Below are 25,971 nucleotides of genomic sequence, written 5' to 3' on the forward strand. Positions count from 1 at the left end.
CCGGGGCCGTCGCGCACGTTTGGCCCCGCCGATCCGGGTATATCCGAAAGGGTATGAGCGAATCCACCCTGCTGAAGGAACTGCTCGAACTGGAACACGCCGGCTGGAACTCGTTGTGCGACAACACCGGAGCCGACTTCTACAACGCCCTCATGACCGCCGACGCCCTCATGATCCTGGCCAGCGGCGCCATCATGGACCGCACCACCGTCACCGCCTCCCTGCGCGAAGCCCCACCCTGGCTCACCTACGAGATCACCGACCCGCGTGTGGTCCACGCAGGCCCCAACACCGCCGTCCTCGTCTACACCGCAACCGCTCACCGCGCCGACCACGAGCCGGCCTTCCGCGCTCTCATGTCAAGCATCTATGTCCGAGAGAACAATCGCTGGGCACTGGCGCTCTACCAACAGACACCGATCCCGGATTGATGCCGTTGCGCCGGGATCCGGTCGTTCCCGCTGCCCCAAAACTGAACTTGGGCAGTGGGTTTGAAGCGTGCCGGGGGCATTGGTTCGAATTTCACCGCGTGTCGGCGCAACATGCGGGCCGGAAGTCGCGATTGGCGACTTGTGCAGGGGAATTCGATAGCTGGTGCAGATGCCGGGTTGGGATCGTTCACGGTCGTGGATGTGGAGACCTCGGGGTTGAGTTCGGGAACGGATCGGGTGCTGTCGGTCGCAGCCGTGGCGTTGGGAGTGGACGGGCGGGTGGAGCGCGAGTTCCACGCGAACAATCCCTGATGGTGGACCTCGAAGCCTTACCCCCACACTGTCGCCGCATTGTCTGTGCCGCGGCTTTGGCCGGCGATGCGGCCACTTTCGGTGATCTCGGTCCCATCGAACTCCAAGCAAACCCGGGCACCGAAGGCGGTGCCATGGCTACGTCCACGCTAGACGCCGCTACCCGAGAGCGGACCTTACTGCTGGCCGAGCTGTACCTCCGCAACGATGCCTGGCGACTCCGCCCGGTCGGCCAGGGCTACACGACCGGTCTGGCCGCACTGGCCCAAAACTATGGAGTCGACATCGAGGACTGACCCAGCCCGTCATGTGAAACGATGCCGACCGGGAACTGGTGGCGGTAAACGTCGAGAAGCCTCCTCCACCAGTTCCCGGTCGATGATGTTTCACATCATTGGTGGGTAGTGGAGTGCTGCCGGAAAACGAGGAAGGCCCTGACCGAATGGTCAGGGCCTTCTACTGTGTCTCAACCAACACGTCGGGGTGACAGGATTTGAACCTGCGACCTCTTCGTCCCGAACGAAGCGCGCTACCAAGCTGCGCCACACCCCGTGAAGCGAACCTGGAGTAGCTTAGCGCATGGCTGGTCCGGACGTTAAATCTGCTGGTCAGGTGGCTAAATCAGGCGGAATGTGGCCAGTAGGGTGCGGGCGAGATCGCGCGTTATGGCGCGGTCTATGCCGGTGTCGGCGGCGATGGTGAGGACCAGGGCGCCGGATTCGCCGCCGACTGCGAAGGTGTAGATGGTGAAGGTGGAGGCGCAGGAGGGGGCGGGCGGGGTGAAGGCGCCGCTGGCTTCGGCGTAGACGCCGTGCAGGTCGTGGTCGCTGGAGTCGAAGGGTTCGGGGGTGGAGGCGTTGACGGAGGTGGGGGTCCAGCCGAGGCGGGCCATGCGGGCGCCGACGTCGAGGGCGGCGGCGGAGGGGTCGGCTTGATCGGCGGTGGTGAGGAACATGCTGCTGCGGACGTAGTCGGGGCAGTAGTTGACGCCCTCTTGCGCCAGGCCGGCCACCGGGACCGTGTCTGCGCCGGAACCGAATTCGGTGATGGACTGGTCTATCTGCCAGTCGGCGGGGACATCCCAGGCGGCGGTGACGCCGGAGGGGACCACCACCTGGTAGCCGGGGATCAGCGGAGCCGGGGTGGTCGGTGCGGGGGTGGTGGTCGTGGTGCGCGGGCGCGTCGTGGTCGAGGACGGCGTGGTGGAGATCGGGGGATCGGAGATGATCTCCGGTTCACGGTTCACCAGGACGATGGCGACGACGGTGACCAGGGCTACGACGAGGGCGGCAATGCCGATGTAGAGCCAGATTCGCCCTTTGCCGGGCCCGGGTGGGTAGCCATACGCCGGCGGGGTGCTCTGGTGCGGATACTGGCCCGACGCATAGGGGTTCGGGCCGATCCGCGGATCAGGGCCGGACACATAGGGGTTCGCGCCGGACGCATAGAGGTTCGCGCCGGACGCATAGGGATTCTTGCCGGACGCATAGGGATTCGGGCCGGACGAGTACGGATTCTGGCCGCGGAGTTGGGGATTCGGCCCGGAGGATTGCGGACTCGAGGATGGTCGGGGCGGTTGCGGTGGTGGCGGCCGCCTGGACGCGCCCGTATCTGGCGCGGCCTGCTGCCACCAGTTCGCGGTCGGATCCCGCCCGTCCGGATCGTCGTTCCGGTCGTCGAAACCGTTTGTCATCGTCGGACCCCCTGTCGGACGAATCGTGCCGCCCCGCCGGGCGCCCGCCTACTCGTACGGGCGGATGGTGGCGAGGATCTTCTTCGCCAGCGTCTTGTCCACGGCCTGATCCACCCCGGTGTCCGCGGCGATCGTGAAGACGAAAGCCCCACTGTCACCGGGGAATGCGAAGGTGTAGATGGAGTAGGTGGAGGCGCATCCGGTCGACGGCGCGGGCGCATTGCCGGTGATCTCCATGAAGATCCCCTCCAATTGCCCGTCCGAGGACTTGAACGGCTCGGCCATGCCGGGCGTCGTATCGGTCGAGGTGGACCAGCCGATGCGGCCCAGGCGCACACCGATATCCGTCGCCGCCTTGGTCGGGTCGGTCTCGGTGGACTGGCTCAGAAAGACATTGGTGCGCACATAATTCGGGCAGTAGCCGACGCCGTCCTGGGCGAGACCGGCGATCGGGATGGAATCGCCGCCGGAGCCGAAGGTGCTCTGACCGGTGCGGTCGACCTTCCACTCCTTCGGAATGTCATAGGCCGCGCCATTGTCCGGAATCGTGACGACCTGATAGCCGGGCACCACCGCGGCCGGGCCGGTGGTCTTGGGCGTGGTGGTCGATTTGGTCGTCGGCGCCGTGGAACTGCCGGTGGGGGTGAGCGCGCTGATCAGCGAGGGCGTCGCATTCGACTGCGCGGACTGCTCGCTCGAATCCCGGTTCACCAGCGCGACCGTCACCGCGCCGATAATGGCCAGCACCAGCACGCCGATGCCGGCGAACAACCAGATCTTGCCGCTGCCGCCACCCGGCGGCTGCTGCGGCGGGTACGGCTGCTGCGGATATCCGGGCTGTCCGTACTGCGGCTGCACCGGATACGGCTGTGACCCCGACTGATACGGCTGCGGTCCCGATTGATACGGTTGCTGCCCCGACGGAAACGGTTGCGGCCCCGACTGGTACGGCTGCTGCCCCGGATAGGGCTGCGGCCCGGTATAGGGCTGACCGGGCTGACTCTGATACGGATCCTGCGGATACTGCCCGCCCGTGATCGGCGTGGTGGGCTGCGGCGGTGTGTAACCCCCCACCCAGGTCGGATCGGACTGCTGCCCACCGTAATTCGGATCCTGCGCCGGGGCGCCCTGCTGCCACCAGTCCGGATCCGGGCCGCGCTGCCCCGGATCGTCTTTATCGTTACCACTGGTCACGGTTGTCCCCTGACTGACGACTACATACCGCGTTGTATATCGCGGCCAACGCTCAACGCGCGACAGTCTCCGATACGGTTCGTCCGCGACCGGACTCCGAGAACGGCTTCTTGGGCGGTGCGCCGACCAGAGTCAGCAGCGTCGCCTCCGGACGGCAGCAGAAGCGGTACGGCGCCCACGGCGAGGTGCCGACGCCGGCCGAGACGTGCAGCCGGGTGTGCGCGCCCCACTTCGACGCGCCCTTGACCCGCGCCCGGTCGATCCCGCAATTGGTGACCAGCGCGCCGTAGAACGGCAGGCACAGCTGCCCGCCGTGCGTGTGCCCGGCCATCACCAGGTCGTAGCCGTCCTCGGCGAAGCGATCCAGCACTCGCGGCTCCGGCGAATGGGTGAGCCCGATGCTCAAGTCCGCCAGCGGGTTCGGCGCGCCCGCGACGGTGTCGTAGCGGTCCCGCCGCAGGTGCGGATCGTCCACGCCCGCGGTCGAGATCCGCACCCCGGAGACCTCGATATCGCGGCGCACATGGGTGAGATCCAGCCAGCCCCGCTCGGTGAACGCGGCGCGCAGATCCTGCCACGGCAGCGGGTCGCCGAAAACGCGCTTGTGATCCTTCTTGAAGTACTTCAGCGGATTCTTCGGCACCGGCGCGAAATAGTCATTGGAGCCGAAGACGAAAATGCCCGGCCGCGCCAGCAGCCCGCCCATCGACTGCACCACGGAGGGCACCGCCTTCATATGCGACAGATTGTCGCCGGTATTCACCACCAGATCCGGTTCCAGCCGATCCAGCTCCCGCAGCCAGGCCTGCTTCAACTGCTGACCGGGCATCATGTGCAGGTCGGAGATGTGCAACACCCGTAGCGAAGGTTTACCCGGTTCCAGCACCGGTAGCGTCGCCTCGCGCAGCGTGAACGCATTGCGCTCGATCAGCGAGGCGTAACCGATTCCGGCGACCGCGGCCCCGGCGGCTCCCAGTGCGGCACGGCTGAGGGCGGAGGTCGAGATAACGGGCATTTGCCCAGAATAGGCGACCGGCGGCGGAAACACCGCTTTAAATGAGGTGGGCCACCACACCGGCAGGCGCTACCGTGGCCGCATGTCGGAACTCAAAGAGAAGCTGCGTGCGGACATGACCGCTGCGATGAAGGCGAAGGACGCGCTGCGCCTCGGCACGCTGCGCATGCTGCTGGCCGCGATCCAGAACGCCGAGGTCGCCGGAGCCCAGGCGCGTGAACTCACCGACGCCGATGTCATCGCCGTGCTGTCCAAGGAAGCGAAGAAGCGCAACGAGGCCGCCGTGGTGTACGAGCAGGCCGGGCGTGGCGAACTCGCCGCCAACGAGCGCGCGGAAGAGGCCGTCATCGAGGAGTACCTGCCGACCCCGCTGACCGAGGCCGAGGTCGCCGATATCGCCGACACCGCCATCGCGGATGTCGCCGAGCAGATCGGCGAGCGCCCGGGCATGAAGCAGATGGGGCAGGTCATGAAGATCGCCACCGCGCTGGCGGCCGGGCGCGCGGACGGCTCGCGCATCTCGGCCGCCGTGAAGGCCCGGCTCTGACCAGAACGTGAACAAGGCCCCTCGTCCGCTGGACGAGGGGCCTTGCCTGTTGGCGCGAAGCTCGGCACTGAGCCGAGGTCCTTGGGCACGAGCCGTGGGTTCCGGGGGGATGGCGAGGCCCGTGGTCCCCGGGGGTCTCAGGGGCGAAGCCCCTGAGAGTCCCGAGAGTTGGTGCTACCGGGGGATCGGGATGGGGATGGGGATCGGCGGGAGCTGGATCCCGGGCAGGCCGGGGAGGGTCGGCGCCGGGGCGGCCGGTTGCGGCGGCGGGATCTGGGTGCCGTCGCTGACGTAGACGGTGATCACCGAGCCGGGAATGGCCGAGCCGTCGGGGGAGATGCTGAGCACGGTTCCCTTGGCGGCGCCGGGGGCGGAGGCGATCGAGACCTGGAAGCCCGCGCCGATGAGCGTGGAGGTGGCCTCGGCCTGCGTCATGCCGATGACGTCGGGGATCTGTGAGTTGTTCGCGCCCCGCACGTACTTGTCGTCCAGTGGCGGCAGGCCCGCGGGCGGGAAGCGATCCAGCACGTTCTTCATGGCGCCCAGCCAGGTGCGCGCCGGTTCGTTACCGCCGAACAGGTTGCCGCTGCCGCAGTTCCGCAGCGGGAACGAGCAGATCTCGCCCGGGGTGGGGCTGTCACCGTAGATGTAGGCCGCGCCCGCGAAGGAGTTGGTGAAGGCCAGGAAGGCCGAGGAGCGGTGGCTCTCGGTGGTTCCCGTCTTGGCGGACAGCGGCGCGTTCCAGCCCACCGCGCGGGCGGCGCCGGCCGCGGTGCCGCTCACATCGTCCTTGCCGAGGGCGTTGGCCAGGGTATTGGCCAGCCCGGGCTCCACGACCTGCTCACAGGCCTGCTGGGTGAGCGGCACCGACTTGCCGCTGCGATCCACCACTTCCCGGATCGGGGTGGGCGGGCACCATTTGCCGCCGGAGGCGATGGTGGCGGCCACATTCGACAGCTCGAGCGGATTCACCGCGACCGGTCCCAGGGTGAACGAACCCAGGTTCTGGTCCTTGATCATGTCGGCCAGGCTCTGGTTGCCGTGCCCGGAGGTGCCGGGCTGGGTGTAGGACCGCATGCCCAGGCGCACCGCCATATCCACCGTCGGGGTGACGCCCACCGACTGGATCAGCTTGACGAACGCGGTGTTCGGCGAGGTCGCCAGCGCCTCGGTCACCGACATGGGCGACTTGTAGGCGCCGGCGTTCTTGACGCAGTAGGTCTCGGCGGGGCAGCCGGGCGTGCCCGAGTTGCCCATGCCCTTGGCGGCGAAGGAACCGGGCACGTCCAGTTGCGCGCTGATGCCGAGCCCCTTCTCCATGGCCGCGGCCGTGGTGAAGATCTTGAACACCGATCCGGCGCCGTCGCCGACCATCGAATACGGCTGCGGCTGCACGGTTTCGTTGGCGTCGCCATTGAGACCGTAGGTGCGGCTGGAGGCCATGGCCAGCACCGGATGCGAATCCTGGCCCGGCGCCACGATATTCATGACCTGGGCGATATCCGGCAGATTCGGGTCGGCGTTCTGCACCACCGAGGCCTTCACCGCGTCCTGCACCGCCGGATCGAGGGTGGTGCGGATCAGGTACCCGCCCTTGTCGATCTGATCGCGGCTGATGCCGGCGTTGGCCAGGTACTGCAGCGCGTAATCGCAGAAGAACCCGCGGTCCTGGGCGGCGATGCAGCCGCGCGGCAGCCCCTTGGGCTCCGGCAGCACGCCCAGCGGTTCGGCCTTGGCCTTGCGGAATTCGTCGGCCCGGCTGGGGATGTTCTGGATGAGCGTGTCCAGCACCGTGTTCCGCCGCTCCAGCACGCCCTGCGGGTTGGTGTAGGGGTTCAGCTTGGAGCTGGACTGCACCATGCCGGCCAGCATGGCCGACTGCACGATGTTCAGATCCTTGGCGTCGATGCCGAAGTAGGTCTGCGCGGCGTCCTGGATGCCGTAGGAGGAGTTGCCGAAGGGCACCAGGTTCAGATACCGGGTGAGGATCTCGTCCTTGGTGAGCTCCTTCTCCAGCGTCAGCGCCATCCGGATCTCGCGGATCTTGCGGGCGGGCGTGGTCTCGATGGCGGCGCGGCGTTCGGCGTCGGTCTTGGCGACCACCAGCAGCAGGTAGTTCTTCACATACTGCTGGTCGATGGTCGAACCGCCCTGCTGCACTTCGCCACCGGTGGTGTTGGTGAGGAAGGCGCGGAAGGTGCCCTGCCAGTCGACGCCGCCGTGCTCGGCGAAGCGCCGGTCCTCGACGGAGACGATGGCCAGCTTCATATCGTTGGAGATCTTCTCACTGGGCACTTCGAAGCGGCGCTGCTCGTACAGCCAGGCGAACGGCGTGCCGTTCACATCGACCATGGTCGATACCGCCGGCACCGTGCCCTCCACCAGTTCGGCGGAGACATTGTCGACGGCGTCGGCGGCGCGGTTCGACATATAGCCGAAGCCGCCGGCGAGTGGGAACAGCAGCCCGGCGAGGAGAACGGCGGCCAGGACGCAGCTGCCGGCCAGTCTCGCGAGCGTTCGTGTGATCGGCACGTGTCTAGCCTAATTGGCCTTCCGGGCAGTCGGCGCCCGCGTCGCTCGGTGTCAGTTCGTCTCAAAGGTGCCGACTGCCCGGTTTTAGGTGACGAATGCATGGACGGACGTACCAGAAAATCTCGGGACGGTCTTGCGCAAGCCGCACACTCTTACCTAGATTGAGAACCCAGTGTGATAGAGCTAACACTCAAAGTGGAATGTGGTACAGGACGCAGTGGGGTTGGGTAGCTGCGCGCTGTACTCGCGATTCTGGAGCGCCGTGACCCGGTGTTCGGACTGCAAAGGGGCACACCAAATGCACATGACTACCCCGATCGCTCGATTGGACGTGGAGCAGGCCGAAGCGAGAATCGCCTGGGTTTCCCAGGCCCGATGCAAGGAAGTGGATCCCGACCAGCTGTTCGTGCGTGGCGCAGCACAGCGCAAGGCAGCGACCATCTGCCGGCACTGCCCGGTGCTGATGGAGTGCGGGGCGGACGCCCTGGACAATCGAGTCGAGTTCGGTGTGTGGGGCGGCATGACCGAGCGGCAGCGCCGCGCGCTGCTCAAGCAACATCCGGAGGTGACATCCTGGGCCGACTTCTTCCGGGTCCAGCGGTCACAGAAAGTAGCGATGTAACCAGTATCCCCATAAGCAGAACGGACCGAGCCCGCTTTCGCGGGCTCGGTCCGTTTCTGGGGACAGATCGGGCAAATCACGCAGATCCGCCGCGTGTCACGCGGATCGCGCGGCGCCCGCCTCGGCCAGCTGATCGCCCACCGCGCGCAGCGCTTCCAGGTCCGCGACCTCGAAGGGCAGCGCGGTGACCGCGGCGATCGGCACGCTGGGGTGCGCGCCCGTGAACCGGTGCAGCAGGTGCGTTTCGCGCTTGGCGGTCGCCGCCCGGTGCGCGTGAATGCGCAGCACGGCCGCCGCCAGCGCCGCCGGCGTCTCGGCTTCGCCGTCGACCGCTGTCTCCGGGGCTAGACGATCCGCCGCGACCTGAGCCTGCTCGGCGGACAGCGAGTTCAGCAGCACCGGATGGGTGCGGTTGAGCACCAGACCCGCGAGCGGCATCTTGTCGTGCGAGAGCCGGTCCACGAAGAACGACGCCTCGCGCAGCGCGTCCGGCTCGGCCGCCGCCACCACGATGAAATGGGTGCCCGGCCGCGACAGCATGGCGTAGGTGCGGTCGGCGCGATCCTGGAAGCCGCCGAACATGGATTCCAGCGACTGCAGGAACACCGAGGCGTCCTTGAGCAGCTGCCCGCCCACAATGGTGGAGACGCCGCGCAGCGCCAGGCTCATGGCGCCGGCCACGAACTTCCCGACGCCCCTGCCCGGGGCCATGATGACCCGGATCATCTTGCCGTTCAGGAAGTTGCCCAGGCGCTTGGGCGCGTCCAGGAAGTCCAGGGCGTTCCGCGACGGGGGAGTGTCGACCACGATCAGGTCCCACTCGCGCTTGGACGCCAGCTGGCCCAGCTTCTCCATCGCCATGTACTCCTGGGTGCCGCCGAAGGAGGACGCGACGGTCTGATAGATCGGGTTGGCGAAGATCTGTTCCGCCTTGTCCGGGCTGGTGTGCTCGAGCACCATCTCGTCGAAGGTGCGGCGCATGTTCAGCATCATGGCGAACAGCTCGCCCTTGGCCCCGGGCCCGAGTTCCACCTTCTGCGGCACATTCCCGAGATCGCTGACGCCCAGGGACTGGGCCAGCCGGCGGGCCGGGTCGATGGTGAGCACCACGACCTTGCGACCCATTTCGGCGGCCCGCAACGCGATGGCGGCGGCGGTGGTGGTCTTGCCGACGCCGCCGGAGCCGCAGCACACCACGATGCGCGCGGACGGATCGGCGACGATCCGCGAGATGTCCAGCGGGACAGTGCTAGCCGGGACGATCATGGTCAGCGGACCCCCTGTGCGCTCAGAACTTCGGCCAGCTCGTAGAGCCCGCCCAGATCCATGCCATCGGCCAGCGACGGCAGGTACAGCCGCGAGATGTCGACCCGGGCCAGCTCCTCGGCGCTCTCGTCCTGCGCCTGCAGCCGGGTGGAATGCTCGACGGTTTCGGCGACCAGGCCCTGGAAGTCCGCGTCGGACAGGGTGATTCCGGCCTCGGCCAGGCCCGCGCGCAGCGCGTCGGTATCCAGATCGCCCTCGGCGGCCTTGGCGCGCAGCGACTTCGGCAGATAGCCCTCGCCGGCCCGGTTCACGATGACCGTGCCGATATTCAGGTCGTTGGCGGTCAGCTCGGCAATGGCGTCCGCGGTCTCCTGCACCGGCAGCGCCTCCAGCAGCGTCACCAGGTGGATCATGGTCTGCGGCGAATGCAGCAGCTTGGACACGCCCTCGGCTTGCGAGGCGATCGGCCCGCCCCCGGCGATCTCGGCCATGGCCTGGGTGACGTCCAGGAAGCTGGCGATGCGGCCGGTGGGCGGCGCGTCGATCACGATTTCGTCGTAGACGGGTTTACCCGACTTGTCGACGCGCACCGCGCATTCCTTGATCTTGCCGGTGAGAATGACATCCCGCAGACCCGGCGCGATGGTGGTGACGAACTCGATGGCCCCCACCCGCCGCATGGCCCGCCCGGCGAAGCCCAGGTTGTAGAACATGTCGAGGTATTCCAGGAAAGCGTGCTCGACATCCAGGGCCAGCGCGATGACCTCGCCGCCGCCGTCCGCGGTCGCGATCTTGGTTTCGGTGGGCGGCAGCGGCGGCAGATCGAACAGCTGGGCAATGGACTGCCTGCCCTCGACCTCGACCAGCAGCACCTTCCGGCCGCCGGCCGCCAGGGCCAGCGCCAATGCGGCCGCGACCGTGGACTTTCCGGTGCCCCCCTTCCCGGAAACGTAATGCAGGCGGGCCTTGTCCGCCCGCTCCGGCCAACCTGCTTCGACCCCCGGCTCAACCGAAACGGGCACTGCTATCGGTACTCCCACGCTCGCGAGCCTATAACTCGTTCCTGATTCCTGCCCAGCACCGAAACGCGACTGTCTGATACACCACTCGTACTTGCGGCCGCTCATCCGCATGTGCGAAGCGCAGGGCAGAATGTCACAGCATGAGTGATGTGACCGTGTGGGAATACGCGACGGTGCCGCTGCTGACGCACGCGACCAAGGCGATCCTGGATCAGTGGGGCGCCGACGGCTGGGAGTTGGTGACGGTGCTGCCCGGCCCGACCGGCGAACAGCATGTCGCCTACCTGAAGCGAGCCAAGAACTGATGGCCGCCGCAACGCAGTGGGCCGCGAACCTGGAGAAGCTGGGACTCGAACTCCCCGCCGTCGCAGCCCCGGTGGCCTCCTACATCCCGGCCGTGCGCACCGGCAATCTCGTCTACACCTCCGGCCAGATCCCGGTCGTGAACGGCGAGTTGCCGTTCGTCGGCAAGGTCGGGGCCGAGGTGAGCACCGAACGGGCGCAGGAAGCCGCGCAGGTGTGCGCCCTCAATGCGCTGGCCGCCGTGCACGCCCTGGTCGGGCTGGACAATGTGGTGCGCATCGTGAAGGTCGTCGGATTCGTCGCCTCCGCACCGGGATACAACGATCAGCCGGTCGTGATCAACGGCGCCTCCAACCTGCTGGGCGAGGTCTTCGGTGACGCCGGCGTGCACGCCCGCTCCGCCGTGGGCGTCTCGGAACTGCCGAAGAACGTCGCCGTCGAGGTCGAACTCATCGCCGAAGTGCGCTAGCGCGTTCCTACCGGAAGGGTTTGGGGGCCAACCCCAAACCCCCGGGAATTACCTTGGGGGCCAAGCCCCCAAACCCCCAGAGGACAAGAGCATGACCCTCACCCACCCCGCGTACGAGCAGTTGCGGCCGGTCACGCCGTCGGCTTCGGTCCTGCTGGCCGACAATCCCAGCGGAATGACGTTGGAGGGCACCAATACCTGGATCCTGCGCGCGCCGGGGAGCCCGCACTGCGTGGTGGTGGATCCGGGGCCCAAGGATCGCAAGCACACCGAGGCGATCGTGCGCGAGACCGGCGGCGCCATCGCCCTGACCCTCGTCACGCACCATCACCACGACCACACCGGCGGGATCGCGCGACTGGTCAAGGAGACCGGGACCGTGGTGCGGGCCCAGGATCCGGAATTTCTGCACGGCTCGAATGAGCCACTGGCCGACGGCGAGTCGATCGACGCGGCCGGGCTGCGCATCACCGTCCTCGCGACGCCGGGCCATACGACGGACTCGGTGAGCTTCCTCGTGGACGGTCCCGACGGCGAGCGGGCGCTGCTCACCGGCGACACCGTACTCGGCAGCGGGACCACCGTCCTCGAGTCCCGGGACGGCGCGCTGGCGGACTATCTGGACTCGCTGCACAAACTGGTCGAGGCGGGCGCGGGACGGACGCTGCTGCCCGCACACGGGCCCGAACACCCCGATGCGGAACCGGTCCTGCGGTACTACCTCTCGCACCGCGAGGAGCGGCTGAACCAGGTGCGCGCGGCCCTCGCGGAGCTGGGCCCCAACGCCAAAGCGCTCCAGATCGTCGCCAAGGTCTACGCCGACGTGGACAAGCGGTTGTGGCCCGCGGCCCACAGCTCGGTCAAAGCTCAGCTGGCCTATCTGCGTTCGCACGGCTGAGCCGCGTCCGCGGGGCGGAGAAGTCCACCGGGCTGAGCACACGTCGAGACCGGGCCATCACTCCCCGTGAGGCCCGGTCTCGTGCGTCCGTATCAGCCCGGAGTCAGCGCGCGCGCCGTGCGAGCCGCTCGGAATCCGAGATCAGCACGCTCTTGCCCTCCAGCCGCAGCCAGCCGCGGTGCGCGAAGTCGGCCAGGGCCTTGTTCACGGTCTCGCGGGAGGCGCCGACCAGCTGGGCGATCTCCTCCTGGGTCAGGTCGTGGGTCACGCGCAGCGCGCCCGCTTCCTGAGTGCCGAAGCGCTGAGCCAGCTGCAGCAGCGCCTTGGCGACACGACCCGGAACATCGGTGAAGATCAGGTCGGCCAGGTTGTTGTTGGTGCGGCGCAGGCGGCGGGCGAGCACCCGCAGCAGCTGCTCGGCGATCTCGGGCCGCTGATCGATCCACGCCTTGAGGGCGTCCCGGTCCATGGTGACCGCGCGGACCTCGGTGACGGTGGTGGCCGTCGAGGTGCGCGGACCCGGATCGAAGATCGACAGCTCGCCGAACATGTCCGACGGGCCCATGATCGTCAGCAGGTTCTCACGGCCGTCGGGCGAACGGCGGCCGATCTTCACCTTGCCGGAGGTGATGATGTACAGCCGGTCACCGGGCTCACCTTCATTGAAGATGACGTGGCCGCGCGGAAAATCCACAGGCTGAAGTTGTTTGGCGAGAGCCGCCACCGCGGTGGGCTCTACGCCTTGGAAGATGCCTGCTCTGGCGAGGGCCTCGTCCACGAATGTGCTCCTTATGGGAAATGGCTCTGTCCTGGACCGAAGCGATTCGGCCGACAGTGCAGTCTACTTTGCAATACCGCCGGGTAGTGATAGACACCACGCGGCGAGATCATTCTCCGGCACGCTGTGCTGGTTTTCGACATGCAAAGCCCGATTACGCGACACGCATGTCGACACGCCGCCGACAACCATAAGGAAGATCAGGAACCGTGCCAAAGAGCATTGTCCCGGTCGCCGCCGGGACGGTGTGAAGCAGACCGCAAAAGGTCAACTGGCCTGGGCGACATCCATGCCCTTGGCGGCCGGCCGGGCGCGGCGCGGACGTGCGGCCGCGGCGGGCAGACCCAGTTTCGTGAGGTCGCTGACCTCGGCATTCGTGGCTCGATCGAGGTACTGCTGAACCTCCGGGTCCGGCTCGAGCAGCTTCCGGAGCTTGTTCTCGACCCGTTCCATCACCAATGCGAACAGCATCAGCGCTATCGGAAACAGCACCACAGCGAGTCCTTGCATAGGCAGCAGTAAACACGGCGAAGGTCTCAGATGGAACACGGGAGGTGCTCAGCCCGGTTGTCGGGACAGGCAGGTTCCGTAAGGTGGACGCGTGCGTGTCGACAAATCCACCGTGGCCGCGAACGGGTCCGAACCCGGCGGCGCCGCCGTGCCCACCAGCGGCAAAGCAGCCAAGGCGAAGTCACGCGCCAAGGAGACCAGGCTCGGATTGGTGCGCCGCGCCCGCCGGATGGACCGCACGCTGGCGCAGGCATTCCCGGACGCGCACTGTGAGCTGGATTTCACCACCCCCCTCGAATTGGCGGTCGCCACAATTCTTTCCGCGCAGTGCACCGACGTGCGGGTCAACATGACCACGCCCGCGTTGTTCGCGCGCTATCGCAGCGCCCGCGATTACGCCGAGGCCAACCGCGCCGAGCTGGAGGAATTCATCCGGCCGACGGGTTTCTATCGCAACAAGACCAGCTCGCTGATCGGGCTGGGGCAGGCGCTGGTGGAGAAGTACGACGGCGTCCTGCCGCACAAGCTCGAACAACTCGTGGAGCTACCGGGAATCGGGCGCAAGACCGCCAATGTCATTCTCGGCAATGCCTTCGGCGTTCCCGGCATCACCGTCGACACCCATTTCGGCCGGCTGGTGCGGCGCTGGGGCTGGACCGACGAAGAGGATCCGGTGAAGGTCGAGAAGATCGTCGGCGAACTCATCGAGCGCAAGGACTGGACCATGCTCTCGCACCGGGTGATCTTCCACGGCCGCCGCGTCTGCCATGCCCGCAAGCCCGCGTGCGGCGCCTGCGTGCTGGCCAAGGACTGCCCGTCCTTCGGGACCGGCCCGGCCGATCCGGTGACCGCCGCGAAACTGATCAAGGGGCCCGAGACCGAGCATCTGCTCGAACTGGTGGGCCTGTGAGGGCAGCGAACACCTGGTGGCGCTGGGCGCTGGCGGGTGTGGTCGTCGCCGTCGCCGTGGCCATCGTGGTGGCCGGTGTGGTCGCCAGCGATGACAACGACCGCGTACTGGACGCCGCGCCCACGGCCGAAACGGTCGCCCCGGCCGATCGCGCGGCGGCGGCCCTCGCCGCCTGCCCGCAACCCACCGGAGCGCCCGTCGGCGACAGCCCGCTGCGCGGGCTCACCCTGGACTGCCTGGCCGACGGCATCCCCGTCGACCTGGCCGCCGCCTTGGCCGGAAAGCCCGCACTGCTCAATCTGTGGGCGTACTGGTGCGGGCCGTGCGCGGAGGAACTGCCTATGCTGCAACAGTTCTCGCAGCAGGCGGGAGACGCGATCACCGTGCTCACGGTGCACAGCGATCCGGGCATCGCGAAAGGACTGTCTCGGTTGACCGGTCTCGGCATTCACCTACCCGGTGTTGCGGACCCGAATGCGCAGGTACGCAAGGCCGTCGGCGCGCCCGCGGTGCTGCCGGTCTCGGTGCTGCTGCGTGCGGACGGCACCGTGGCCAAGGTCGAGGTGCGCGCGTTCGCCAGCGTGGACGATATCGCCGGCACCGTCGCCGCCGAGCTGGGAGTGCGGGCGTGAGCGCGGAACCGGCGGAATTCGTGCCGGCCCACCCGATTCCGGAATGGCTGCGCGGTATCGCCGAGCACGATCCGGCCGATCCGACCGGGGTGAATCCGGTGCTGCGGCGAACGGCCATGCGGCGCTTCGCCGCCGCGGCCGCGCGGCCGCGGCAGGCCTCGGTGCTGGTGCTGTTCGGCGGTGCGCCGGAAGCCGATCCGGAGGCCCTGGGCGGGCTGCCCGCGGACGCGGACGTGCTGCTGACCCAGCGGGCCGCCACCCTGCGCCAGCACAGCGGCCAGGTCGCCTTCCCCGGCGGCGGGGTGGAGCCCGGCGACGACGGGCCGATCGACACCGCGCTGCGCGAAGCCTGGGAGGAGACCGGGCTCGATCGCGCCGGGGTGGAGCCGTTCGCGGTGCTGCCCAAGATCTTCGTGCCGCCCTCGCGCTTCGATGTGACGCCGGTGGTCGCCTACTGGCGTACGCCCGGCGAGGTCGGCGTGGTGAGCGAGACCGAGGCGGCGCGCGTGGTGCGGGTGCCGATCAAGGATCTGATCGATCCGGCCAACCGTTTCGTGGTGCGGCATCCGCTCGGCTACATGGGCCCGGCCTTCGCGGTCGAGGGCATGCTGGTCTGGGGCTTCACCGCGGGCGTGCTGGCCGGCCTGCTGGCCGTCTCCGGCTGGGAACACGAATGGGACCATCACGATGTGCGTGATCTGCAGGCCTCACTGGCCGCGGTTGGGATGACGTTATGACTGCCTCGGGCTGGCTCGATATCGCGATCGTGATCCTCGCGCTGCTGGCCGCCACCTCCGGGTGGCGGCAGGGCGCGGTGGCCTCGGCGCTGGCCTTCCTAGGCGTGGTTCTCGGTGCCGTGGCGGGCATTCTCATCGCACCGCACATCCTCATCCACCTGAGCGAGGGCCGCTCCCGGGTACTGGTCGGCGTGCTGCTGATCGTGGCCCTGGTGATCGTCGGCGAGGTCGCGGGCATGGTGCTGGGGCGGGCGGCCCGCAGCGGTATGCGCGATCCGTTCACCCGCAGCGTGGACAGCGTGGTCGGCGCGGGCCTGCAGGCGGTCGCGGTGCTGGCCACCGCCTGGCTGCTGGCGCTGCCGCTGACCAACTCCTCGCAGCCGGGAATCGCGGCCGCGGTCAAGAACTCCCAGGTCCTCATCAATGTCGACCATGTGGCCCCGGACTGGCTGCGCAAGGTCCCCAACGAGTTCTCCAACCTGCTCAACACCTCCGGCCTGCCGGATGTCATCGGGCCGTTCGGCCGGGTGCCCATCGCCGCGGTGGAGCCGCCGGATCCGAGCGTGCTGCAACTGCCGGTCGCCCAGTCCCTGCAGGGCAGCGTGCTGCGCATCCGCGGTATCGCGCCCAGCTGCCAACGGCAGCTGGAGGGTACGGGTTTCGTGGTCGCGCCGGAGCGCATCATGACCAATGCGCACGTGGTCGCGGGCACCAACAGCGTGAGCGTGGACACCCCGCGCGGTTCCCTCGAGGCCACCGTGGTGCTGTTCGATCCGTTCAAGGATGTCGCGGTGCTCGCGGTGCCCGGGCTGACCGCGGACGTGATTCCGCTGGCCGCCAAGCCCGCCCAGTCGGGGGAGAGCGCCATCGTGCTCGGCTATCCGGGCGGCGGCCGCTACACGGCGAGCGCGGCGCGCGTACGCGAGACGCTGGACCTCAAGGGGCCGAATATCTATCGCGACGACAATGTGCAGCGCGAGGTCTACACCGTGCGCGGTTCGGTGCGGGCGGGCAACTCCGGCGGACCGCTGGTGGACACCGACGGCAATGTGCTGGGCGTGGTCTTCGGCGCGGCGGTCACCGACGAGGACACCGGCTATGTGCTGACCCTCGACGAGGTGCGCCCGGAAATCGATGCCGCGCCGGGAGCTTCGGCGCCGGTCGGCACCGGCAGCTGTGTGCTGAGCTAGCCGGAGGGGCTCAGCCGGCCAGCAGTCCGGCGAGCTCGGCGGTGACCGCCTCCGGGCTCTCCTGGTGGGCGTAGTGCCCGGCGCCGGGAATCGGGACCACCCGGCGCTGCGGCGCGAGATCCGCGCCGCGGCGGATGGTCGAGTACAGGATGTAGTGGTCGTGGGCGCCGTAGAGCGACAGCACCGGAATGCGCACGGGTTCGCGCATGGTCGACATGAAGCGCGCGCCGTCGGGACGCCACTGGCTGCGGAAGGCCCAGCGCTGATACTCCAGGGCGCAGTGCGCGGCGCCCGGAATGCGGATGGCGGTGCGCATGCGCGCCGCGGTGTCGGCGAATTCCGCGGTGGCCGACCAGCGTTCGCCGGCGCGGCGGCGCAGCAGGCGCTCCAGCTCCGCGCCGTCGTCCGCGGTGAGCAGGTGCTCCGGATAGCGCGGCGCCTGATAGCGCAGGAAGTTGGGCAGCCAGGCCCGGCGCTGCCTGCGATCGCGCAGCACGGCGCGTTTGAGAGCCACCGGATGCGGTGAGGAGATGAGCCCGATGGAGCGGGCTACCCGCGGATGCAGTACCGCCGTCGCCCAGCACACCAGGCCGCCTTCGGCATGGCCGACCAGGGTGGCCTCGGTGTGCCCGAGGGCGCGGATCAGGCCCGCCACATCACCGGCGAGGGTCCAGCCGTCATAGCCGCGCGGCGGTTTGTCGGTGTCGCCGTAGCCGCGCAGATCCACCGCCACCGTGCGATAGCCGCGTTCGGCCAGACCGGTCAGCTGATGCCGCCACGACCACCAGAAATCGCCGAAACCGTGCAGCAGCACCACCAATGGGCGGTCCGGATCGGCGGCGGCCGCTCCGGAGGGGACGGCCTCGACCACATGGAAGCGAATGCCGTTGGCATGCACGTCCCGATGGGTCCACGGTCCGTCGTAGCGGACGGCGGACGGATCCGGCAGCGAATTCGACGACACGCCGGTGAAGCGTAGTCGAGGACCTACCGCCGGGACTTGCCGAGTTCCACCGACACGTCCGCGCCGTGGTCGGCGGAGCCGCCGAAACCGCTGGGCAGCACGGTCTTCGCCTCCTTCAGCGATTCGATGGTCTTCTCCGGGGCGCGCAGCTTGCGCACCTTGAGATAGCCGAAGAAGCCCAGCGCGGCCGTGGTCACGATCATCGACAGGAAGACGATGAGGAACGCCAGCCAGCGGTACACCCACACGTCCAGCAGCTCGGCGAGGAAGAAGAAAAAGAAGAACGAGCTGAACAGCAGGACCGTCAGCGCCGCGATGAAGAAGATGCTGCCCTGCAGGCCCTTGCGGATCTCGCCGGTCACCTCCGCCTTGGCGAGTTCCACCTCGGCGCGCACCAGCGTCGACATCTGCTCGGTCGCATCGCGCACCAGGGTTCCGATGGTCGCCGAGCCATGGGCGTCGACATCGGACAACGGAATCGAGGTGATGGTGCGGGTGCGGCCGAAGTCCTGTCCGTTACCGCCCTGTGTGAAGCTCAATTGCTCGACCCTTCTCCATGTCCCGGTACTGCCCGTGAACTCACTCTTGTTCTAGCAGTGCCCGCTCGTCACGTAGTGCCTGGTGGGCACGGCCCCGACGCAACAGTAGCGCCGAACCGGCCAGGGAAGCCGCCAATGACGTCAGCAACACTGCCGCTTTTGCGAGTTCCGCCGCGGAGCCGTCGCCGACGTCCTCCAGTGCGAGTTCTGCCACCAAGAGGCTAACGGTGAAGCCGATCGCCCCGAGTACCGACAGGGCGAACATGTCCCGATAACCGAGATCACCCGGCTTCTCGGCGATACCCAGTCGCACCGCGATCCAACTGAATCCGAAGATGCCCAGCGTCTTGCCGACCAGCAGGCCCACGATGATGGCCAGCGACAGGCGGTTGGTGAACAGCTGCGAGAACACTTCCGAATCCAGCGGCACGCCGGAGGCGAACAGCGCGAACAGCGGTACGCAGACCGCGGCGGAGATGGGCTGGAAGAAGTGCTCGAGATTGGCGGCGGGCACGCAGTGCTCGTCCTCGTCCGGATCGGGCCGCACCCGGGTGAGCAAGCCGAGGATGACGCCGGCCAGCGTGGGGTGAATTCCGGCCTCGTGCAAGGCGTACCAGGCCACCAGGGCCAGCGGCACATAGAGGAAGGGGCTGCTCCACCGCTTGGACTGCCCGAAGGACCAGGCCGCGAAGGCGGCCGCCGCGACCAGCAACCAGAGGAAGGCCACGGTGGTGGTGAACAGCACCGCGATCAGGATGATGGCCATCAGATCGTCGACCACCGCCAGGCTCAGCAGGAACACGCGCGCGCTGGCCGGGATCCGGGAGCCGGTGAGCGCCAGCACGGCCAGCGCGAAGGCGATATCGGTGGCGACCGGAATGGCCCAGCCCCGGTCCATGCCGTCCACGCCCCAGCCCACCCCCAGCGCGATCAGCGCCGGCATGAGCACCCCGCCCACGGCCGCGATGATCGGCAGCGCGGCGCGTTTGCGGTCGGCCAGCTCGCCGACCACCAGCTCGCGCTTGAGTTCCAGGCCCGCGACGAAGAAGAAGATGGCGAGCAGGCCGTCCTTGGTCCAGTCGGCCAGGGTGAGGTCCAGATGCAGCGCCGGAATCGCCAGCCGGGTCTCGACCATGGTGGTGTATCCGGCTCCCCACGGCGAGTTCACCCACAGCACGGCGATCGCGGCCGCGATGAGGAGCAGTGCGCCACCGAAGGTTTCGGTTCGCAGATAACGAGTGAGCTCGGAGCGGACGTGGGAGAACACGGGGCGCACCTTTCGGCCGGACGTTCGACAAGACCAGCGGCATGCGAATCCACCAAGTTTCCGGCCGATGCACTACCGCATGCCGACCAGACTTCCCGGCACACCTTTTGTATTCCTACGTAATCTTAACGGGGCGTCCGGTTCGCCCTGACCGCGGACATGCGAAAACCCCCTCACGACTCGGTCGTGAGGGGGTTTTCCGATGGCTGCGCCGAATCGCGCCCGCGGCCGGCCCGGTTACGCCTTGCTGGCCCGGATGGCCTCGAAGACGTTCGGATCCACCAGCGTGGAGGTGTCGCCGAGCTCGCGGCCCTCGGCCACATCCCGCAGCAGGCGGCGCATGATCTTGCCGGAGCGGGTCTTGGGCAGCTCGGGCACCACGTGGATCTCGCGCGGCTTGGCGATCGGGCTGATCTCCCGGGAGACCTCGGCCTTGAGCTCGTTGATCAGATCCGCGCCGGTGTCCTTGGCCTCGGCGGTCAGGATCACGAAGGCCACGATGCCCTGACCGGTGGTGTCGTCGGAGGCGCCGACCACCGCGGCCTCGGCCACCCCGGAGTGGCCGACCAGCGCCGATTCCACCTCGGCGGTGGAGATGCGGTGGCCCGACACGTTCATGACATCGTCGACGCGGCCGAGCACCCACAGATCCCCGTCGGTGTCGAGCTTGGCGCCGTCGCCGGCGAAGTACCAGCCCTGCTCGCCGTAGCGCTCCCAGTACGTCGACTTGTAGCGCTCCGGATCACCCCAGATGCCACGCAGCATGGACGGCCACGGCTGATCGAGCACCAGGTAGCCATTGGCCTCGGTCTCGCCGAGCTCGACCGGCTTGCCCTCCTCGTCCACGACCTTCGCGGAGATGCCGGGCAGCGGGGTCATGGCGGCGCCGGGCTTGGCGGCGGTGACGCCGGGCAGCGGGGAGATCATGATGGCGCCGGTCTCGGTCTGCCACCAGGTGTCCACGATGGGGGTCTTGTTGCCGCCCACCACATCCCGGTACCAGCGCCAGGCCTCCGGATTGATCGGCTCGCCCACCGAGCCCAGCAGGCGCAGGCTGGACAGGTTGTGGGCCCCGGGAATCTCCTTGCCCCACTTCATGAATGTGCGCACCAGCGTCGGGGCGGTGTAATAGATGCTGACACCGTACTTTTCGACGATCTGCCAGTGCCGGTGCTCATCGGGGAAGTTGGGGGTGCCCTCGTAGACCACTTCGGTGGCGCGGTTGGCCAGCGGGCCGTAGACGATGTAGGAGTGCCCGGTCACCCAGCCGATATCGGCGGTGCACCAGTAGACATCCTGCCCCGGCTTGTGGTCGAAGACGTAGTGATGGGTGTAGGCGGCCTGGGTCAGATAGCCGCCGGTGGTGTGCAGGATGCCCTTGGGCTTACCCGTGGTGCCGGAGGTGTAGAGGATGAACAGCGGGTGCTCGGCGTCGAAGGCCCGGGCCTCGTGCTGGTCCGGGGCATTGGCGACGGTGTCGTGCCACCACAGGTCGCGGCCCTCGGTCATCGGGGTGTCGATGCCGGTGCGGCGCACCACCAGCACGTGCTCGACGGTCGAATCGCCGTCGGCGGCAAGGGCTTCGTCGACCGCGGCCTTGAGCGGGGCGGGCTTGCCGCGCCGCCACTGGCCGTCGGTGGTGATGACCAGCCGCGCCTCGGCGTCATCGACGCGCTGGCGCAGGGCGCTGGGGGAGAAGCCCGCGAACACGACGGAATGCGTCAGGCCCAGTCGCGCGCAGGCGAGCATGGACACGATGGCCTCGGGGACCATCGGCATGTAGATGGCGACCCGGTCGCCGGCGTTCAGGCCCAGCTCGGTCAGGTAGTTGGCGGCTTTCGACACCTCGGCCAGCAGATCGCGGTAGGTGAGGGCGCGGGAATCGCCCGGCTCGCCCTCCCAGTGGATGGCCACCTGGTCGCCGTGCCCGTCGAGGACGTGGCGGTCCACGCAGTTGTAGGCCACATTGAGCTTGCCGTCGCCGAACCAGCGGGCTACGGGGGCATCGGACCAGTCCAGCACCTCGGTGAAGGGCTGATGCCAGTGCAGCCGTCGGGCCTGTTCGGCCCAGAACGCATTCCGATCCGCGGCGGCCCGATCGTAGAGAGACGCATCGGCATTGGCGGAGGCGGCGAACTCAGCGCTCGGTGGATAGGCATCCAGGTGATCGGCGGTTTCGGTCATCTCTCGTCTCTTCTTTCGCATGCGCTTCGGCCGGGGTGGTGACCACGGCCACGTTTCGACCCTAACGGACTGTGACCTGTGCCGCGTTCGGGTCCCGGCAGGTGGATCCGGGGTTCGGTCACTGAGCCTGAACGGTCATTCATGATCGAATCGTGAACGTTGCGCGAAGTGTGCAGAGTGTCACCCAAGCAGGGAGTTTTGGGTCGTGCGTGTTGCTGTCTTGCTAACAAGCTGAACAAACCCGACGCGATCTGCTGCGAACCGCTGGCCGGATGGCTACTGTCCGATTCACCTAAGACGACCTTTCGGTGCGGACTGGCGGACCCCCGTGCGCACCGACGGGCCCGTCCTTCCTGAAATCGGGAGAATGCGTTGAGAGCAAAGATGATTGCCGCCTTGGCCGCGGCAGCCCTGGCCACGAGCCTGTCATTGACGGCCTGCTCCTCCGACAGCGGCGGCAGTTCCGACATTGTCACCGTGAACGGCGGCGAGCCCCAGAACCCGCTGGTGCCGACCAATGTGAACGAGAATATGGGCGGTCGCGTGGTCGACCGGTTGTGGGCCGGCCTGAAGTACTACGACGCAGAGGGCAAGGCCTACAACGAGGTCGCGCAGTCCATCGAGACCACCGACCGGCAGCATTACAAGATCACCCTGGAGCCGGACTGGAAGTTCACCGACGGCACCCCGGTGACCGCCAAGTCGTTCGTCGACGCCTGGAACTACGGCGCGCTGGGCACCAACGGCCAGAAGCAGAACTGGGCCTTCGCCTCCATCGCCGGCTATGACGAGGTCTCGGCGGATCCGCCCACCGCCAAGACCATGTCGGGCCTGAAGGTGATCGACGACAAGACCTTCACCGTCGACCTGAAGTCGCCCTCCATCGACTTCGAGCTGCAACTGGGCTTCGCGCCGTTCTACCCGCTGCCCGAATCGGCCTACAAGGACATGGACGCCTACGGCAACAACCCGATCGGCAACGGTCCCTACAAGTTTGCCGGACCCGACGCCTGGCAGCACAACGTGCAGATCGACCTGGTGCCGAACCCGGATTACAAGGGCGGCCGCCCGGCCAAGAACAAGGGCCTGCGGTTCGTGATGTACCAGTCCTACGACACCGCGTACGCGGATCTGCTGGCCGGCAACCTCGACGCCCTCGACGTCATCCCCGAGACCGCGCTGACCTCCTACAAGCAGGACCTCGGCGACCGCGCCATCACCAAGCCGATCGCCTACAGCCAGCACATCGGCGTCCAGCCCACCACACCGCACTTCGCGGGCGAGGAGGGCGTGCTGCGGCGCAAGGCCATCTCCATGGCCATCAACCGGGAACAGATCGCGCAGAACATCTTCCAGGGCACCCGCGTGCCCGCCCAGGACTTCACCGCCTTCACCCTGGACGGCTTCCGGGAGAACCTGCCCGGCTCCGAGGTGCTGAAGTTCAATCCGGACGAGGCGAAGAAGCTGTGGGCGCAGGCCAATGCCATTTCGCCGTGGTCGGGCAAGTACGAGATCGCCTACAACTCCGACGGCGGTCACCAGGGCTGGGTCGAAGCGGTCGCCAACAGCGTCAAGAACGTGCTCGGCATCGAGGCCGTCGGCGTGCCGTACCCGACGTTCAAGAACATTCGCGACGAGATCAGCAACAACACCATCGGCAAGGCGTTCCGGTACGGCTGGCAGGGTGACTACCCGTCCATGTTCGAATTCCTGACCGCGTTGTACCTGACCGGTTCCGGCACCAACAACACGCACTACTCCAGCCCGGAATTCGACCGGCTGCTCGCCGCGGCGCAGGCCGCGCCGACCACCGACGCCGCCTACGATCTGGTCGCCCAGGCCCAGCAGGTGCTGTTCAAGGACATGGCCGATATCCCGATCTTCGACTACAACGTCGCGGCCGGGCGCTCGGACAAGGTCAGCAAGGCCGAGGTCACCTGGTCCGGCCTGTTCGATTTCGAGAACATCGAGAAATAGCCGCTCGCGGGGGTCGTGCCCACACCCTTCCGGTGTGCGGCACGGCCCCCGCCTGGCATCGGAGTGAAATATGGTTTGGTACGTCATTCGGCGGCTGCTCCAGATGATTCCGGTATTTCTCGGAGCGACGCTGCTGCTCTACACCCTGGTGTTCTTCCTGCCCGGCGATCCCATTCAGGCGCTGGCCGGTGAACGGCAGATGACCCCGGCGGTCGAGGCCGCCCTACGGGCTCGATATCACCTGGATCAGCCCTTCTTCATTCAGTATTGGGAATATCTGAAGGGCATTGTGACCTTCGATTTCGGCACGTCGTTCTCCGGTCGCCCGGTGCGCGACGAGCTGGCGCGGGCCTTCCCGATCACCATCAAACTGGCCCTCATGGCCGTCGTCATCGAGACGGTGTTCGGCGTGGGCTTCGGCCTGATCGCCGGTCTGCGCAAGGGCAAGTGGTTCGACTCGACCCTGCTGGTGGTCAGCCTGGTCATCATTGCCGTCCCCATCTTCGTGGTCGGCTTCCTCGCCCAGTTCCTGCTGGGCGTCAAGTGGGGGATCGCGCCGGTGACCGTCGGCGGCAAGGCCGGCTTCACCGATCTGCTGGTGCCCGCGTTCGTGCTCGGCTCACTGTCGTTCGCCTATGTGCTGCGGCTGACCCGGAACTCGGTGGCGGAGAACATGAGTGCGGATTACGTCCGCACCGCCACCGCCAAGGGACTGAGCCGGCGCCGCGTCATCGTGGTGCACATCCTGCGCAATTCGATGATCCCGGTGGTCACCTTCGTCGGCGCCGACCTCGGCTACCTCATGGGCGGCGCGGTCGTCACCGAGGGCATCTTCAATATCCCCGGCGTCGGCGGGACGCTGTACCAGGCGATCACCCGCGGCGAACCGCCCACGGTGGTCGCGTTCGTGACGGTGATCATCGTGATCCTGCTGATCTCGAACGTCATCGTCGATCTGCTGTACGCCGCACTCGACCCGAGGATCCGCTATGCCTGAACCGACGGCGATATCCATTCAGAAGAATCCGGACCAGGACCAGGAGCGGGACCCGCGACCCGGACAGGAACACTTCGTGGCCCCGCCGGACGAGGTGGAGGTGCTGGCCACCGACCGGCTGGACGAGACCGCCCCGCCCACCAGCGTCTGGCGCGAGGCGTGGAAACAGTTGCGGCGCAACCCGATCTTCATCGCCGCCGCGCTGCTCATCGCGCTGGTGCTGCTGATCGTCGCCTGGCCGAGCCTGTTCACCGGTCAGGATCCGCGGTTCTGCAGCGGCGATTTCAGCATGGATCCACCCGGCGGGGGACACCCGTTCGGGTACGACAAGCAGGGCTGCGACATCTACGCGCGCACCATCTACGGCGCGCGGGCCTCGGTCATCTGCGGTGTCGGCGCGACCATTCTGTTCGTGCTGATCGGCGGCACCCTCGGTGCGGTCGCCGGGTACGTCGGCGGTCTGCTGGACTCGCTGATGTCCCGGCTCGCGGAGATCGTCTACGCGCTGCCGCTCATGCTCATCGCCATCGCGCTCATGACGGTGCTGGAGACCCGCACCATCTGGACGGTCATGATCATCCTCGCCTCGTTCAGCTGGCCGCAGGCCCAGCGCATCGCGCGCGGTTCGGTGATCCAGGCCAAGAACAGCGAATACGTCACGGCGGCAAAGGCGCTGGGCGTCTCCAGTTTCCGGACCCTGGTGCGGCACGTGCTGCCCAATGCGGCGGGGCCGCTGATCGTGGTGAGCACCATCTCGCTCGGGGTGTTCATCGTCACCGAGGCCACGCTGTCCTACCTCGGCGTCGGCCTGTCCCGCGACGTCGTGTCCTGGGGCGCGGATATCGCGGCCAACCAGAAGGAGATTCGCACCTCCGCCATCCTGTTCTATCCCGCCACGGCATTGGCGCTGACCGTGCTCAGCTTCATCATGCTGGGCGACGCCATGCGCGACGCCCTGGATCCCAAGGCCCGGAAGAGGTGA

At 67.6% G+C, this 25,971-nt stretch carries 26 protein-coding genes and 1 tRNA gene; 14 read left to right on the forward strand and 13 right to left on the reverse strand.

Going from position 1 to position 25,971, the window contains the following annotated elements; genetic code table 11:
• Positions 1–53: 53 nt before the first annotated feature.
• Both ACYQ5L_RS01895 and ACYQ5L_RS01900 read left to right on the forward strand, forming a co-directional pair.
• The gene (locus ACYQ5L_RS01895; protein WP_459955094.1) at positions 54–431 is read left to right on the forward strand and encodes a DUF4440 domain-containing protein; all 378 of its coding nucleotides are present in this window, start codon (positions 54–56) and stop codon (positions 429–431) included.
• A 311-nt stretch (positions 432–742) separates the two neighbouring features.
• Positions 743–1,039 carry a TerD family protein gene (locus ACYQ5L_RS01900; protein ID WP_459955095.1) on the forward strand — a complete coding sequence of 99 codons (297 nt, stop codon included), beginning with the start codon at positions 743–745 and terminating at the stop codon, positions 1,037–1,039.
• A 182-nt stretch (positions 1,040–1,221) separates the two neighbouring features.
• On the opposite strand, the gene ACYQ5L_RS01905 is transcribed toward ACYQ5L_RS01900, so the two are convergent.
• The 4 genes from ACYQ5L_RS01905 to ACYQ5L_RS01920 form a co-directional block, all read right to left on the reverse strand.
• Positions 1,222–1,295: transfer RNA gene (locus tag ACYQ5L_RS01905), tRNA-Pro, on the reverse strand.
• A 64-nt stretch (positions 1,296–1,359) separates the two neighbouring features.
• Positions 1,360–2,436, reverse strand: a complete 1,077-nt coding sequence (locus ACYQ5L_RS01910) for a DUF8017 domain-containing protein (RefSeq protein WP_459955096.1) — start codon at positions 2,434–2,436, stop codon at positions 1,360–1,362.
• A 48-nt stretch (positions 2,437–2,484) separates the two neighbouring features.
• Positions 2,485–3,630 (reverse strand): DUF8017 domain-containing protein, encoded by a 1,146-nt coding sequence (locus ACYQ5L_RS01915; RefSeq protein WP_459955097.1) that lies wholly within the window; start codon positions 3,628–3,630, stop codon positions 2,485–2,487.
• Between the two features lie 52 nt (positions 3,631–3,682).
• Positions 3,683–4,645: a metallophosphoesterase gene (locus tag ACYQ5L_RS01920; RefSeq protein ID WP_459955098.1), complete on the reverse strand. Its 963-nt coding sequence runs from the start codon at positions 4,643–4,645 to the stop codon at positions 3,683–3,685.
• Between the two features lie 82 nt (positions 4,646–4,727).
• Here ACYQ5L_RS01920 and ACYQ5L_RS01925 point away from each other — a divergent pair, with 82 nt between their 5' ends.
• Positions 4,728–5,192 carry a GatB/YqeY domain-containing protein gene (locus ACYQ5L_RS01925; protein WP_379204197.1) on the forward strand — a complete coding sequence of 155 codons (465 nt, stop codon included), beginning with the start codon at positions 4,728–4,730 and terminating at the stop codon, positions 5,190–5,192.
• A gap of 174 nt (positions 5,193–5,366) precedes the next feature.
• Here ACYQ5L_RS01925 and ACYQ5L_RS01930 read toward each other — a convergent pair whose 3' ends face one another.
• Positions 5,367–7,724, reverse strand: coding sequence for a penicillin-binding protein (locus tag ACYQ5L_RS01930; protein ID WP_459955099.1), 2,358 nt, complete (start codon positions 7,722–7,724; stop codon positions 5,367–5,369).
• Between the two features lie 298 nt (positions 7,725–8,022).
• Between ACYQ5L_RS01930 and ACYQ5L_RS01935 the strand changes: the two genes are divergently transcribed.
• Positions 8,023–8,346 carry a WhiB family transcriptional regulator gene (locus ACYQ5L_RS01935; protein WP_033089817.1) on the forward strand — a complete coding sequence of 108 codons (324 nt, stop codon included), beginning with the start codon at positions 8,023–8,025 and terminating at the stop codon, positions 8,344–8,346.
• Positions 8,347–8,442: 96 nt separating this feature from the next.
• Here the strand turns inward: ACYQ5L_RS01935 and bagB are convergent, their stop codons facing one another.
• Positions 8,443–9,612 (reverse strand): ATPase BagB, encoded by a 1,170-nt coding sequence (bagB, locus tag ACYQ5L_RS01940; protein ID WP_459955100.1) that lies wholly within the window; start codon positions 9,610–9,612, stop codon positions 8,443–8,445.
• A gap of 2 nt (positions 9,613–9,614) precedes the next feature.
• Positions 9,615–10,634 carry an ATPase BagA gene (gene bagA / locus ACYQ5L_RS01945; protein WP_459955101.1) on the reverse strand — a complete coding sequence of 340 codons (1,020 nt, stop codon included), beginning with the start codon at positions 10,632–10,634 and terminating at the stop codon, positions 9,615–9,617.
• Between the two features lie 140 nt (positions 10,635–10,774).
• Between bagA and ACYQ5L_RS01950 the strand changes: the two genes are divergently transcribed.
• The 3 genes from ACYQ5L_RS01950 to ACYQ5L_RS01960 all read left to right on the forward strand — a co-directional run bounded on the left by ACYQ5L_RS01950 (position 10,775) and on the right by ACYQ5L_RS01960 (position 12,304).
• Positions 10,775–10,939, forward strand: coding sequence for a Sp36 family protein (locus tag ACYQ5L_RS01950; protein ID WP_122190876.1), 165 nt, complete (start codon positions 10,775–10,777; stop codon positions 10,937–10,939).
• The gene (locus ACYQ5L_RS01955; protein ID WP_459955102.1) at positions 10,939–11,406 is read left to right on the forward strand and encodes a RidA family protein; all 468 of its coding nucleotides are present in this window, start codon (positions 10,939–10,941) and stop codon (positions 11,404–11,406) included. Before ACYQ5L_RS01950 ends, ACYQ5L_RS01955 begins: the two co-directional genes overlap by 1 nt.
• Before the next feature lie 91 nt (positions 11,407–11,497).
• Entirely contained in the window at positions 11,498–12,304 is an 807-nt protein-coding gene (locus ACYQ5L_RS01960) for an MBL fold metallo-hydrolase (RefSeq protein WP_459955103.1), read from the forward strand.
• Positions 12,305–12,407: 103 nt separating this feature from the next.
• Here the strand turns inward: ACYQ5L_RS01960 and ACYQ5L_RS01965 are convergent, their stop codons facing one another.
• Complete coding sequence (locus ACYQ5L_RS01965) at positions 12,408–13,082, reverse strand: Crp/Fnr family transcriptional regulator (RefSeq protein ID WP_019044571.1); 675 nt, start codon at positions 13,080–13,082, stop codon at positions 12,408–12,410.
• A 267-nt stretch (positions 13,083–13,349) separates the two neighbouring features.
• Positions 13,350–13,592 carry a hypothetical protein gene (locus tag ACYQ5L_RS01970; RefSeq protein ID WP_067531589.1) on the reverse strand — a complete coding sequence of 81 codons (243 nt, stop codon included), beginning with the start codon at positions 13,590–13,592 and terminating at the stop codon, positions 13,350–13,352.
• Between the two features lie 229 nt (positions 13,593–13,821).
• Here ACYQ5L_RS01970 and nth point away from each other — a divergent pair, with 229 nt between their 5' ends.
• From nth to ACYQ5L_RS01990, 4 genes are read left to right on the forward strand one after another with little or no spacing between them, the layout of a single operon-like run.
• Positions 13,822–14,502, forward strand: coding sequence for an endonuclease III (gene nth / locus ACYQ5L_RS01975; protein ID WP_459963295.1), 681 nt, complete (start codon positions 13,822–13,824; stop codon positions 14,500–14,502).
• Positions 14,499–15,134: a TlpA family protein disulfide reductase gene (locus tag ACYQ5L_RS01980; protein WP_459955104.1), complete on the forward strand. Its 636-nt coding sequence runs from the start codon at positions 14,499–14,501 to the stop codon at positions 15,132–15,134. The genes nth and ACYQ5L_RS01980 overlap by 4 nt, the downstream gene beginning before the upstream one ends.
• On the forward strand, positions 15,131–15,871 hold the full coding sequence (locus ACYQ5L_RS01985; protein WP_459955105.1) for an NUDIX hydrolase: 741 nt from the start codon (positions 15,131–15,133) through the stop codon (positions 15,869–15,871). The genes ACYQ5L_RS01980 and ACYQ5L_RS01985 overlap by 4 nt, the downstream gene beginning before the upstream one ends.
• Positions 15,868–17,061 carry a MarP family serine protease gene (locus ACYQ5L_RS01990; RefSeq protein WP_459955107.1) on the forward strand — a complete coding sequence of 398 codons (1,194 nt, stop codon included), beginning with the start codon at positions 15,868–15,870 and terminating at the stop codon, positions 17,059–17,061. The genes ACYQ5L_RS01985 and ACYQ5L_RS01990 overlap by 4 nt, the downstream gene beginning before the upstream one ends.
• A 10-nt stretch (positions 17,062–17,071) precedes the next feature.
• Here ACYQ5L_RS01990 and ACYQ5L_RS01995 read toward each other — a convergent pair whose 3' ends face one another.
• The 4 genes from ACYQ5L_RS01995 to acs all read right to left on the reverse strand — a co-directional run bounded on the left by ACYQ5L_RS01995 (position 17,072) and on the right by acs (position 22,015).
• Positions 17,072–18,025: an alpha/beta fold hydrolase gene (locus ACYQ5L_RS01995; RefSeq protein ID WP_459955108.1), complete on the reverse strand. Its 954-nt coding sequence runs from the start codon at positions 18,023–18,025 to the stop codon at positions 17,072–17,074.
• A 23-nt stretch (positions 18,026–18,048) separates the two neighbouring features.
• Positions 18,049–18,564, reverse strand: coding sequence for a phage holin family protein (locus ACYQ5L_RS02000; RefSeq protein ID WP_379204218.1), 516 nt, complete (start codon positions 18,562–18,564; stop codon positions 18,049–18,051).
• 40 nt (positions 18,565–18,604) lie between these two features.
• Positions 18,605–19,831 (reverse strand): Na+/H+ antiporter NhaA, encoded by a 1,227-nt coding sequence (gene nhaA / locus ACYQ5L_RS02005; protein WP_459955109.1) that lies wholly within the window; start codon positions 19,829–19,831, stop codon positions 18,605–18,607.
• Between the two features lie 237 nt (positions 19,832–20,068).
• Entirely contained in the window at positions 20,069–22,015 is a 1,947-nt protein-coding gene (gene acs, locus ACYQ5L_RS02010) for an acetate--CoA ligase (protein WP_459955110.1), read from the reverse strand.
• 372 nt (positions 22,016–22,387) lie between these two features.
• Between acs and ACYQ5L_RS02015 the strand changes: the two genes are divergently transcribed.
• The 3 genes from ACYQ5L_RS02015 to ACYQ5L_RS02025 all read left to right on the forward strand — a co-directional run bounded on the left by ACYQ5L_RS02015 (position 22,388) and on the right by ACYQ5L_RS02025 (position 25,971).
• Entirely contained in the window at positions 22,388–23,992 is a 1,605-nt protein-coding gene (locus ACYQ5L_RS02015) for a peptide ABC transporter substrate-binding protein (RefSeq protein WP_459955111.1), read from the forward strand.
• A 70-nt stretch (positions 23,993–24,062) separates the two neighbouring features.
• Positions 24,063–24,989 (forward strand): ABC transporter permease, encoded by a 927-nt coding sequence (locus tag ACYQ5L_RS02020; RefSeq protein WP_459955112.1) that lies wholly within the window; start codon positions 24,063–24,065, stop codon positions 24,987–24,989.
• The gene (locus tag ACYQ5L_RS02025) at positions 24,982–25,971 is read left to right on the forward strand and encodes an ABC transporter permease (RefSeq protein ID WP_459955113.1); all 990 of its coding nucleotides are present in this window, start codon (positions 24,982–24,984) and stop codon (positions 25,969–25,971) included. The genes ACYQ5L_RS02020 and ACYQ5L_RS02025 overlap by 8 nt, the downstream gene beginning before the upstream one ends.

Source organism: Nocardia sp. IFM 10818 (assembly GCF_054655275.1).